This window comes from Nostoc sp. T09 (assembly GCF_002154695.1).
GTDB lineage: Bacteria > Cyanobacteriota > Cyanobacteriia > Cyanobacteriales > Nostocaceae > Aulosira.
Genome location: NZ_MTAV01000210.1, coordinates 15,111 through 27,261, shown reverse-complemented (window position 1 = coordinate 27,261; position 12,151 = coordinate 15,111). Strand labels below are relative to the sequence as shown.

Below are 12,151 nucleotides of genomic sequence, written 5' to 3'. Positions count from 1 at the left end.
GCCCTTACCCTGTTCAATTACTGAAGCAACCGCTTCTCCATGCCGAGATTGCCCTGTAAGCCACCAGTGTGTATCAACAGTAGGCGATCGCCAACAGGAAAGAATCCCTGCTTGAGCAAATCCATCACTCCGTAAAACATTTTGGCAGTGTAGACATAATCTAAAGGTATGCCGTGTTCTTGGGTGAATTGCTGGCTAAACATTAATAGTTCATCGTTCACCTTGGCATAACCACCCATGTGATAATCACATATTAATTCCCAAGATGCGTAGGCGTAGCCCGTCGTAGACATCGCCTCATTAACAATTGGGAAACCAGAGGCGAGGTAATTCTTCAGCCAACTATCTATTTCCGGCGCGAGAAATGCCCCATTTTTGAGAACGGGAAAGCCGATGGCGCGCTGACCTTTTTGCAGCGACAGTATAATTCCGGCTAAGGTAGTACCTGTACCACAAGCAACACATACAGTATCAAATGCTGCCGTGTTTACTATTTCCATACAACCGCGTACACCGTTGAGATTGCCGCCACCTTCAGGAATGATAAACACCTCACCGAAGCGTTGCTGTAATTCTGTATGTAATGCTGTTGTTTTTCGTTGTCGGTATTTCTCGCGGTCAAGGTAGAAAAGCTGCATTCCTTGTTGTACAGCAAAACTCAGTGTCGGGTTCAGTGGCAATCTCTCCTCTCCCCGAATCATGCCAATAGTGCGGAAGCCGAAAAGATTTCCGGCGGCGGCGGTGGCAAAGATATGGTTAGAATAAGCACCACCAAAGGTCAGCAACGTTGTGCAATTTTTCTGTTTAGCCTCCAAGAGGTTGTACTTCAGCTTGAACCACTTATTGCCATTAACCCACGGGTGCATACAATCAAGGCGGAGTACAGATAAATCAACTCCAGATCGTTGGGCAATTGCGCTATAGATAGGTTGTATCGTAGGAGGCAAAAAAATTGAAGACATTCACAATTGAGAAATGGGGATGCAATTATTGTGATGAACCAACAGCGCATAGCCGTAGCTCGTCGTAGACACCGCCAAATTCGTGGCTATTAATTTAGCTTGAACAGCATGGTAGTAAAAGTCAACCCTTGCTTAATCCCTAGCTAAGAAATAGGCTGAGAACATAGAAAATTTCTAAATTTACTTGGTTATGGCTAAAGTTTTTGACTGTATCACTGAGGAACTACAAGAATTTATTGCTGCCCAACACCTTTTTTTTGTAGGTAGCGCACCTTTGAGTCCTACTGGTCACGTTAACCTATCTCCCAAAGGAATGGAGAGTTTTCGCGTGCTTTCTCCCAACCGCGTAGGCTACTTAGATCTAACAGGTAGTGGTAACGAAACTTCAGCACATCTGCAAGAAAATGGGCGGATTACCTTTTTATTTTGCGCTTTTCAAGAACCTGCCCGGATTTTGCGCCTCTACGGTCAAGGATACACGATTTTGCCAGGTACTCCAGATTGGAAATCTGTTGAGTCTCTGTTTCCTTCCTTGCCTGGAACTCGTCAAGTTATCATAGCTGATATTGAACGAGTGCAAACTTCTTGTGGCTTTGGCGTACCAATCTACGAATATCAAGGACAGCGGCAGACTTTAGTAAATTGGGCAACCAAAAAAGGCGAAGAGGGAGTTAGAGAATATCAACAGCAAAAAAATCTTGTCAGTATTGATGGTTTACCAACTCCACTGAGCAATTTACCTGGGGGTTGAGGAAGAATCAGGAGAATATCAACGACAAGAGAGACAAAAAGGAGATTTAGTTACTAACATCGCGATGTTTATCAATAACATCGTGGCGTTCATCAATAACATCGCGGCGTTCATCAATAACATCGCGGCGTTCATCGATAACATCGCGACGTTTATCAATAACATCGCGACGTTTATCAATAACATTGCGACGTTCATCGATAACATCGAGGCGTTCATCGATAACATCGAGGCGTTCATCGATAACATTGCGACGTTTATCAATAACATCGCGATTTTTTTAAATAATACCAATTTGAAAAAAGAATGTGACAAATAGACCATCTGTAGAGACGCGATGAATCGCGTCTTGAAGCAAAAATGTGTTGCAATCATTAGTTTAATTGGTATAAGTTAGGAAAAACCTATATTTACAGACCATGCAGTTAAAATATTGCGCCATGAAGAGATAGATAGCTCAAATAAAGGAAAAAGGCTGTAAATATCGATTTTTTATTCTTAAATGCTTCTCATAGCAGCCTGAATAGATATCTATTTCCAAAATATTGAAATATGAATTATTCAATTCGTCCACTGACGCAGAAAGATGAGCCTTTTCTCTGGCAAATGCTATATGAAGCGGCGCACATGACCGAAGAAGGGAATCTGACGGTGCAGGATGCGATGAATCATCCTGAATTAGCTAGATATGTTAATAACTGGGGAACTAAAGATGATATGGGCTTCCTTGCTACCCAGGTAAGTAGTAATCAGCCAGTAGGCGCTGCATGGCTGCGGTTACTGACTGGTGAAAATCGCGGGTATGGTTATGTTGATAGCCAAACGCCTGAACTTGCGATCGCCATTCTCCCCGAATATAGAAATCAGGGCATAGGTACGCAGTTACTCACTCACTTGTTGTCAGCAGCGAAAGCCTATTATCCTTCTATATCACTGAGCATTAGAAGCTCAAATCCGGCTTTACGTTTATATCAACGATTGGGTTGGGAAGTCGTTGATGGTAGTGAGGTAATCAACCGAGTTGGCGGTATTTCTTTTAAGATGAAAGTTGATTTAATGAGAATTCAACCACAGATAAACACCGATAAACACAGATGAATAATTTGTCTGTTTTCTGTATCTACAAGTGATTCAGGAATCAAATAGGATTGCTATACAACTCGTATTGAGAAAGAACTTCTGTCTCATTTTTAGCTGCTTGTATCCAGTCTTGGATTGCAGGAAGTTCTAAAATTGTCTCCACATATTTTCTAGAAATACTATCTAATTGCACATCGTAAGTGACAAATCGTAATACTACAGGGGCAAACATCGCATCAGCAATTGTAAACTTGCCAAACAACATATCGCCATCTGCTGCAAATTTTTGACGGAATTCTTGCCAAATGCTGGTAATACGGTCAATATCCTTTTGCACCTCAAGTGTTAGACCTTTACCAGGTAATTTAGCTCGGCAATTCATGGGCATATTCTGCCGGAGATTTTGAAATCCTGAGTGCATTTCTGCACTAATAGAACGAGCTAATGCTCTAGCTATTTTATCTTCTGACCACAAATGCAGATGGGGAAATTCTTCAGCTAAGTATTCACAAATCGCTAGAGAATCCCAGATGGTTTGATTATTGTGTAATAGCACTGGTACTTTTGCTGAGGGCGAATATTGCCGAAGTTTTGATGTTGTTTCTGGGGTGTAGAGAGGAATACGAATTTCATCAAATTGCACCCCGAATTGCTTCAAAGCTAACCAAGGACGTAATGACCAAGATGAATAATTTTTATTACCAATTACTAAGGTAAGTTGTGTCATGTTGATTTTTAGTGTTTGTAAAGCTGCTCAATCCACATAGATACATCAACTTCCGAACCGGAAGAGAAGGACTTTCCTGTAACAGGGTCGTAAGCTTGCCAATAGATATTACCTTGGCGGTCAACCTTTTGTATAACTTGTAATTCGTCAGGTGCTAGTAGTGTTTGAATTGCATTTTGCCAAAAACCATGCAAGGCTTGGCAGACAGATGTGAAGATATTTCTGGTTCTAGAAGCTATTTCTATCTCTTCGGGTTGCAGACATCTAATTTCATTTCTCATAGCATTATTCCCGATAGATGCTCATTACATACGAACTGTAACAACCCCTGAGTTATTAATCAAAACATGGCTTGTATAGTTTCTATAAATGCCATTTATAGATATAAAAAACCTGAATACAATCTTTTTGAGACAATTAAATCAGGAATTTTCTTACCTCTATCTCAGCAATTGACCATGAAACTCTCCCAACTTCGAGCCGTAGTTGCAGTAGCAGATTGTGGTAACTTCAGTGAGGCAGCCTTAGAATTGCAACTTTCGCAACCAGCAATTAGTCATGCGATCGCCACTTTAGAAGAAGAATTAGGTGTGCCTTTATTTGCTAGAGGTCGTCATGGTGCTGTCCTCACACCTGCTGGAGAGCGCATTTTATATCATGCTCGTGAGTCATTGCAACATCTAGAGATGATGCAAAAAGAAGCGAATCTGCATAAAGGTTTACACGGTGGTCATGTACGGATTGCAGCTTTTCGCAGTGTTGCTACCCATTTATTACCCAAAGCGATCGCACAGTTTCACGATCAATTCCCAGAAGTTGCTGTGACAATCATAGAGTGTCTTTCCTACATTGAGGTAGAACAGTGTTTGCGCGAAGGACGTGCCGATATTGGCATTACCTATTTACCTACTAGCGATGAGTTTGAGGTGTGGGAAATTATTAGGGATGAATATGTAGCGCTGCTACCACCAAACGCCAAAGTTAGCAGTTCGACAATTACTTGGGAAGATATAGGTGTATATTCCCCAGTTTTGCTATCTTGTCTACCCTGTGGACGCCCTCTGCATAATCACTTGAAAAATGTAGCAAACTTTATGAATACTATTAGCAATATTCAGGAAGACTCTACTGTTGTCAGCTTAGTAAATCAAGGGCTGAGAGCCGCTATTCTTCCTCGTTTAGCAGCTGTACCGATTCCACACAATGTCCAGGTATATAGTTTACCAATACCGCTAGAAAGAGTTATGGCAGTTGCTGTCTTATCTAATGGACTTCATATTCCGGCGGTGTTCACATTTTTAGAAATGCTGAAGAAATTTGACTTTTATACTTTGGCTAAATCCACTTATTAACGAGGAAAATCTTAAAAGGTAATTAAGAATTGTCCTTTAGCTGCTGTTTAAGGTAGCGGATGGCTGCGCTGGTATTGCGTTCATAAGCAATTTGGACACAGCTAGCGATGGCACTTTGCAAGTCAAACTCTGGAAAATAGCGACTGTGGATTTGCAGTTGGTAATCTTCTCCTTGCAGTTGATAAATCAATAACCGCTGCTTTTTAAATAACCAAATTTCAGGAACGCGGTAGGGAAGATAGTCTTGGAAATCAGAATAACTGGTCACATCAATTTCGATGACGAGATCCGGCGGTGGATCTTGTTGCCAGTCGATCCGCTTTTTGCCAGAAACCGCTTGCCAATTGTCGATGTAGAAACAATAGTCAGGTTCAATGCCGCTTTCTTGGGGCAGTTCCATCGTCACGGGTGTAAACGCATCGTATTCCCGTCCATCGTGATCCAAAAGAGTGACGACGATATTGGCAATCAAATGAGCATCTCGACCATGCACAGGTAAAGGTGACATCAGCAATACTTCTCCATCGCGGTATTTGATGCGCGGAATTGACCCATCTCCTCGCTGCTGACAGAGGATTTGATACTCTTGCCAGGTAGCTGGCAACCGCACTACAGATCCAGAGGGTAATTGAATTTTTTCTAAGGAGACAAGGGCAAACATGGCTTAAGCTCCTCTTGGTAGCGGCTTATTGCCATGATAACAAGATTGATATGAGCGATATTCTACTGCTTATTGCTCGTTCCCTTTTTCAATTCCTTAACCGATCATGAATTATGAAATTGTTGACCATCTGACGGACAATCAAATTGTGGAATTAGTTGATTTGTACAAAAACGAATTTTGGAGTAAAAAACGTACATATCAAGATGTTGCCAAGATGCTTGCTGCGTCAAATATTATTATTGGCTTAGTTGATGAGGGCAAACAATTAATTGGTTTTACGCGTATTCTTACAGATTTTATCTATCGGGCAACTGTTTACGATGTCATCATCAAACCTAGCCACAGAAAAATGGGGCTTGGTGCTAAGTTGATTGATGCAGCGATTAATCATCCCCAATTATGTGATGTTGAGCAAATTGCTCTTTACTGCTTGCCAGAAATGATCCCCTTTTATCAACGCTGGGACTTTACTAATGAGGTAGGCGGAATTCAGTTGATGTATCGTTACAAGCAATGATCCCTAGAAGCAGATGATTATTAACCCAGAAAATGTACCCAATCGGACAACTACAAATTATCCTCAAGAATTTAAATCTTTTGTGCTAGGAAGAGTTAAAAAAGCTGTAGGTAATGCAGCCGGATTGAAAAATTTTGGTGTCAACTTAGTAACTCTGGCTCCAGGAAGTTGTTCGGCTTTGCGACATTGGCACACTCGACAAGATGAGTTTATCTATGTCATCGAAGGTGAAGTTACTCTAGTTACTAACGAAGGTGCGCACATTCTCCAGCCGGGAATGATGGCAGGTTTTCCCGCGGGTGAGGCCAATGGACACCACTTGGTGAATCGTTCCCAAGAGGCGGTAGTTTATTTGGAAATCGGGGATAGAACTGCTGATGATGAAGGTCACTACCCAGACGATGATTTGATGGCTCAAGCTACTGCTAACGGTTGGATCTTCACGCGTAAAGACGGTACTTTGTACGAAAGTTAGCTGGCTCGTAGTTGCGCTTTAGCGCTAAAGCGCAACTACGAGCTTGTATCTTTGCTGCCTAGGGCTTTGGATAGATTTGATTTCGCGATCGCCCATGCTTTGATCGTTCTAGCAGGGGTAATTACCATGCCCTAATTTTCTGAGACAGGTAGGTAAGCTATAGCTATCTACAGATGAAATTACTCAGATAAATTTTGCACGTAGGTGTACTTATTCTATAAGAGTGATTATAACTAGGTTATTATTTATCGCTGTCATAATTTAAACAATTGAATTGCAACAACTAATGGTGAACTCTACCCTCGTGACCACACTCTATGTCAACTCTGTACAGGGGAATGATGCTAACGCTGGTTCACGGTTGAGTCCCTTTAAAAGTCTCACCCGTGCCTTAAAAGCATCTACAAAATCTACAATTATTCAGTTGGGGCCTGGTACGTATAGCGCTGCTACTGGTGAGGTGTTTCCACTAATGATCCCTGCGGGGGTGATCGTGGTAGGTAATGAAGCCAGCAAAGGCGCTGGCATTGCGATCGTTGGTAATGGCACTTATCAGAGTCCTAGCTTTGGTATGCAAAACATTACGCTGCTATTACAGGAAGACGCCAGTCTCCGGGGCGTAAGCGTCACAAATACCACTTCTAAAGGTACTGGTGTCTGGATCGAATCTACAGCACCAACTGTAGCTAACAATACATTTATTAACTGTGCGCGGGAAGGTATATTTACGACAGGCACAGCTAAACCTGCAATTTTAGATAACGTATTTTTGCAAAATGCGGCCAGTGGGTTGACGATGGCACGTAATAGCAAAGGCGAAGTCTTGCGGAATGTTTTTCAGAAAAATGCCTTGGGGATCGCAATTAGTGACTCTGCTGCTCCTTTGGTGGCAAATAATAAACTATCAGAAAACCAAACCGCGATCGCTCTTTCTAGAGATGCACGACCTGTACTGCGGCAAAATCTGATTACCAACAATATCCAAGGTGGTCTGTTGGTAAATGGTAATGCGATCCCCGATTTAGGTAGCACTCAAGACGCTGCTGGTAACGTTTTTCGCGATAATAAAGAATTCGATTTACAAAATGTCACATCACAGCCGCTGATTTCTGTCGGTAATCAGTTGAATCCGATCCAGGTAAAAGGAGCAGTAGATTTTCTCTCAGCTACGGTAGAATCTGCTAGTCAAGTATCAGTTGGCACTAGTTTTTATGACCTAGGTGGACATTGGGCAGCGGCTTTTGTCGAAGCATTGGTTAGTAAAAACTTGATCAGTGGCTTTCCTGATGGTTCCTTCAGCCCAAATGCCCCGATCACTCGTGCCCAGTACGCTGCTATAATTGCCAAGACTTTTCCACCACCCAATGGTAGCAAAGTCAGTAATTTTACGGACGTAAAACCCGACTATTGGGCGGCATCAGCCATCTTGCGTGCTGCCAACATGGGTTTTATCAGTGGATTCCCTGATGGGACTTTTCGGCCGGGACAAAACTTAACCAGAATTCAGGCAATAGTATCTATCGTGAATGGTTTGAAATGGAGTGGGGGAAACCCAAATGTGTTGAGTGTCTACCGCGATCGCGCCCAAATTCCCAGTTACGCTACTAATGCAGTGGCAATTGCCACTCAAAAACTATTAGTAGTGAACTATCCAAAAGCTGAACAATTAGAACCACTGCGGGATATCAACCGCGCTGAGGTAGCGGCAATAATTTACCAGGCATTAGTAGCTATTGGTCAAGAAAAAGCGATTCCTTCGTCCTATATTGTCAATCCTGATGTTGATATTCCTTCCTTTAGCGACCTGAAAGGACATTGGGCAGAAGCATTTATTCGGGCATTAGTGAGTATGAGCTTAACTACAGGTTTTGCTGACGGTAGCTATCAGCCAGATAAACCGATGACTCGCGCCCAGTATGCGGCTTTAGTGGCGGGTGCTTTTAACCCGACTCCTAAACGTCCAGCCATCGATTTTACTGACGTAGCCAAGGATTTTTGGGCTGCTAAGGCAATCCAAATCGCGGCTAGCGGTGGCTTTGTCAGCGGATTTAGCGATCGCACCTTCCGCCCAGATCAAAACGTGCAAAGATTACAAGTAATAGTCTCCTTGGTCAATGGGCTGGCCTTACCAGCAGCCGATAATGATACCTTACTTGTTTACAGCGATCGCAATGCGATTCCCGAATATGCCCGTAAAGCTGTAGCCACTGCGACCCAACAGCAAATAGCAGTGAATTATCCCGATCCTAAGCAGCTTGTGCCAGTTCGTGAAGCGACACGCGCCGAAGTAGCAGCTATGGTTTATCAGGCATTGGTTGCTATCCAGCGCACAAGTGCAATTAAATCACCATATATCGTGTCGCACACAACCAATTGACCAAGTAGAATAAGAAACATTTCCTATTAATTTAAAAATACTTGGGCTAAAACCCTGTAGTTAAAAGTTATTTCGCCTATACGCAATGGGTAGAAAATATCACCTATGTCTGAAGCTCATAGCTCGATGTTAAAACCAGTTACAGACACTTCTAATGACTTGGCGACTGCCTTATTAACTCACTATAGCTTTGACCTCAGTGGTTATAGTGTCAGTGAGCTAATTAGACGTTGGAAACACCATTACCCACTTGAGTGGATACACATTGCAGTGATCGAAGCATTGTATCAAGGTCGCTATAAAGCAGTGTCCGTACAGCAAATTTTAAACTTCTGGCAACGGCGGGGTCAGGCTACCTATCATTTCAACATGGAATTTGAACGCCTGATTTGCAGCAAATTTCCTGAAAGCTTAACCTCAATTTCAACACCAGTTTTATATCCTGCTAAGAAAATCACCACTGTTGAGAAGACTAATTATCATTTAGCATCCTCATCTGTGAACAGTGATCCATCACCAACCAAGGTGGATCGTGACTATAGCCAAAAAAAACTTGCCCCGTTAAAAGTAGTGCGTGAAGCAGAAATGCAACTTGCTAGTAAAGGTACAGAAGGCGTTGTAGTATCTTCTACACCTACGGCTATCAATGCTGCCACAACTCAAGTGGACTCTGAGCTACAACCCAGCCTCAAGACCGAAAATAGCCTTCAGGCTGATTCTCCAGTTTCTCCAGCCAGTAATAAACCACAGCAACTACTGTCAGATGGTGTCAATCATCGGGCCATTGGGCAATTTACCCCCGATAAAAGCGATCGCACCGAATCATTCACATCAAAACTCAAAGCGATGTCTGGCGGATAAATACGCCGAACAACCTAATACAAGAGAAAATTTATATTACTAACAAAGAGGACAGAAGCGAGAGTAAGTTTTAGTTTGAATTAATTTCATCTACTTACATATTATTTTAACTAGGGTTTTACATCATTGGTTCTGGAACTAGCCCAAATTTATCTGTGTGTATCTGTGGTTAATTTTTTAAATTTTACCTTTACTAATAACTTGCCATTTCCGTGGTTGATAAAATAAAGAACGACTCGTAATCTTGCTAGCTTTCACAGTAAATCGAAAAGATTCGACTATATCAAAAGAACATACACCTTCTTTTATATATATTTTGGCACTGTATAAACCGGGTAATAAGCAAAAATAAGGCATCTGCATTTGGATTTCAACTCTTCCGGGAAGTATATTTAAAGGTTCATTATCACTGGCAGAGGTTATATATAAAATTCGCTCATTTTGTCCAGATAAAGCAGTAATAGATACACCTAAATTTGCATAATCAACTTTTTTGTAGGCTTTACATTCTACGCATAAATAAGCTAATTCCCCACAAAGAGGAGCCGCAAGTATATTGCCTTGCTCATCTTTAAAACTTAGAGAAATAATATCTACACCTAAACTTTCACTCTGCGGTTTTTCTGGTAAAAACATCATTCCTAAAGATGTTTCTGTACCAGCTAAACTTAAATCTTCTTCGTATTGACGAATTACGACTTCTGTCTCGCCATATTTAATTAATTCGCCTTTGGCAAGATATAGAGAATTTTCACATACATTCAAAACCACATGGGGATTATGAGAAACTAAAATAAAAGCTGTACCAGCTTCTCTAAGTTTTGCTAGTTTCTGATAACATTTGACTCTAAAATTGATATCGCCTACAGCTAACACTTCATCAATTAATAAAACATCTGGTTCTATGTGAACTGCACAAGCAAAACCCAATCTAGCCGCCATACCAGAACTATAAGTCTGTACAGGTGCATCAATTGCATCTGCAATACCAGCAAAATCTATGACATCTTGAAATCTCTCTGCTATTTCTTTAGTAGATAAACCCAGAATTGACATATTAGCATAGATATTTTCTCGCCCTGTAAGAATCGGATTAAACCCTGCTCCCAAAGCAATTAATGGAGCTAATTTTCCCCTAACTTTCACACAGCCAGTATCAGGATTAATCAGTCCACTAATAATGCGTAGCAGTGTACTTTTTCCGGCTCCATTTGCTCCCACTAATCCTAAGGCTTCTCCCCGTCGTAGTTGAAAGCTCACATCTTTTAGTGCCCAAAATTCTTGTTGACGTAGAGTTTCGCTATTTCTATTTCCGCCTATTAGCTCTTTACAAATGTCTTGAACCCCATAAAATAAAGACTGTTTTAAGTTTCGACAAAACTTCTTAGAAACTTTGTCTACTGAAATTAATAATTCAGAATCATCTCTGAAATTCATCATCTTTAAGAACTGACTCTTTCAACCACAAAAGGCATAGCCAAACGGAAAGTAACCCAGGTGATTATTAAGCCTACTAAGGTAATTGCACTTACCACCCAAAAACGATAAGGGTCTGATATGACTCCTGTTGTTGCTAACTCTCGCGCTGTTACTAGTAAAGGAGTGACAGGATTAAGCTGTACTAAAAATCCAAAAATTCCCTGTTTTGGCACTGGATAAACTACTGGAGTTAAGAATAGCCAAAAGCCTGTAATTAAACTTAAACTTCTAGATATATCTTGATATAATACTCCTAATGGCGCTAATAAAATTCCAAAAAATACTCCTAGCAAAACTAAATTAATTATTGCTACTGGCGCAAGAATTACTGTCCAAGTTACAGATATCTGAAACCAGAAGAAAAATCCCACTATTAAAATTAGCTTGATGGCAAAGTTAAAAAATACCTCGCCTATTTTTGCTAAAATCAGTGCTTCTCTAGGAAAGTTGACTCTTGCTAACATCGGTTTTGCTACTGTCACAGCTTGTACTGGGCCATTTAAAGCTTCAACAAATGTTTGCCATAATGCAGTGCTGAACATCACATAAGCTGGATAAGGCAAATCTGTAGCTTGAATATTAATGACATTCGCATCATGAGCAAGGGTAAATCCCGATGCCATAATAATTGGTGGTAAAAAAGCCCAAGCTATTCCGAAAAAAGATTGACGATACTGTGCGCTAATATCTCGTACCATTAACCGCCAAGCAAGTTCACGAGAAGCTAGCAAGTCTCGCCACATTTGTTTACCCAATTGTATGGGATGTCTCAACTTACTTTCAGGCGTATAAATCACCTCTGGTAGCTGAGAATTTAAACGTTGATGCTGCTTCATTATTTCTCACCCTTACATAAAACCGATCCGAAGCATAGATATCAAGTACGGGGTATTTCAGTTTGAAGAT

General features: G+C 41.3%; 13 protein-coding genes. 7 read left to right on the top strand and 6 right to left on the bottom strand.

Annotated features, from left to right (window positions below):
• Positions 1–17: 17 nt before the first annotated feature.
• Entirely contained in the window at positions 18–962 is a 945-nt protein-coding gene (locus BV372_RS31675; RefSeq protein ID WP_086691005.1) for a 1-aminocyclopropane-1-carboxylate deaminase/D-cysteine desulfhydrase, read from the bottom strand.
• A gap of 190 nt (positions 963–1,152) precedes the next feature.
• Between BV372_RS31675 and BV372_RS31670 the strand changes: the two genes are divergently transcribed.
• The gene (locus BV372_RS31670; RefSeq protein ID WP_086691004.1) at positions 1,153–1,713 is read left to right on the top strand and encodes a pyridoxamine 5'-phosphate oxidase family protein; all 561 of its coding nucleotides are present in this window, start codon (positions 1,153–1,155) and stop codon (positions 1,711–1,713) included.
• Positions 1,714–2,265: 552 nt separating this feature from the next.
• Entirely contained in the window at positions 2,266–2,811 is a 546-nt protein-coding gene (locus tag BV372_RS31660; protein ID WP_086691000.1) for a GNAT family N-acetyltransferase, read from the top strand.
• Positions 2,812–2,851: 40 nt separating this feature from the next.
• Here BV372_RS31660 and BV372_RS31655 read toward each other — a convergent pair whose 3' ends face one another.
• Both BV372_RS31655 and BV372_RS31650 read right to left on the bottom strand, forming a co-directional pair.
• Positions 2,852–3,520 (bottom strand): glutathione S-transferase family protein, encoded by a 669-nt coding sequence (locus tag BV372_RS31655; RefSeq protein WP_086690998.1) that lies wholly within the window; start codon positions 3,518–3,520, stop codon positions 2,852–2,854.
• Between the two features lie 8 nt (positions 3,521–3,528).
• A complete protein-coding gene (locus BV372_RS31650) occupies positions 3,529–3,801 on the bottom strand; it encodes a hypothetical protein (protein WP_256973574.1) in 273 nt (90 codons plus the stop codon).
• A gap of 177 nt (positions 3,802–3,978) precedes the next feature.
• Here BV372_RS31650 and BV372_RS31645 point away from each other — a divergent pair, with 177 nt between their 5' ends.
• Complete coding sequence (locus BV372_RS31645) at positions 3,979–4,872, top strand: LysR family transcriptional regulator (protein ID WP_086691107.1); 894 nt, start codon at positions 3,979–3,981, stop codon at positions 4,870–4,872.
• 22 nt (positions 4,873–4,894) lie between these two features.
• Here BV372_RS31645 and BV372_RS31640 read toward each other — a convergent pair whose 3' ends face one another.
• On the bottom strand, positions 4,895–5,533 hold the full coding sequence (locus tag BV372_RS31640; RefSeq protein WP_086690996.1) for a Uma2 family endonuclease: 639 nt from the start codon (positions 5,531–5,533) through the stop codon (positions 4,895–4,897).
• 106 nt (positions 5,534–5,639) lie between these two features.
• Between BV372_RS31640 and BV372_RS31635 the strand changes: the two genes are divergently transcribed.
• The 4 genes from BV372_RS31635 (at position 5,640) to BV372_RS31620 (ending at position 9,766) form a co-directional block, all read left to right on the top strand.
• Entirely contained in the window at positions 5,640–6,053 is a 414-nt protein-coding gene (locus BV372_RS31635; protein ID WP_086690995.1) for a GNAT family N-acetyltransferase, read from the top strand.
• Between the two features lie 13 nt (positions 6,054–6,066).
• Positions 6,067–6,528 carry a cupin domain-containing protein gene (locus BV372_RS31630; RefSeq protein WP_086690993.1) on the top strand — a complete coding sequence of 154 codons (462 nt, stop codon included), beginning with the start codon at positions 6,067–6,069 and terminating at the stop codon, positions 6,526–6,528.
• Positions 6,529–6,814: 286 nt separating this feature from the next.
• Entirely contained in the window at positions 6,815–8,905 is a 2,091-nt protein-coding gene (locus BV372_RS31625) for an S-layer homology domain-containing protein (RefSeq protein WP_086690992.1), read from the top strand.
• A gap of 126 nt (positions 8,906–9,031) precedes the next feature.
• A complete protein-coding gene (locus BV372_RS31620; protein ID WP_086691105.1) occupies positions 9,032–9,766 on the top strand; it encodes a hypothetical protein in 735 nt (244 codons plus the stop codon).
• A 177-nt stretch (positions 9,767–9,943) separates the two neighbouring features.
• Here the strand turns inward: BV372_RS31620 and BV372_RS31615 are convergent, their stop codons facing one another.
• Together BV372_RS31615 and BV372_RS31610 are read right to left on the bottom strand one after the other, a co-directional pair.
• Complete coding sequence (locus BV372_RS31615; protein ID WP_086690990.1) at positions 9,944–11,206, bottom strand: ABC transporter ATP-binding protein; 1,263 nt, start codon at positions 11,204–11,206, stop codon at positions 9,944–9,946.
• Between the two features lie 2 nt (positions 11,207–11,208).
• A complete protein-coding gene (locus BV372_RS31610) occupies positions 11,209–12,081 on the bottom strand; it encodes an ABC transporter permease (RefSeq protein ID WP_086690988.1) in 873 nt (290 codons plus the stop codon).
• Positions 12,082–12,151 lie beyond the last annotated feature (70 nt).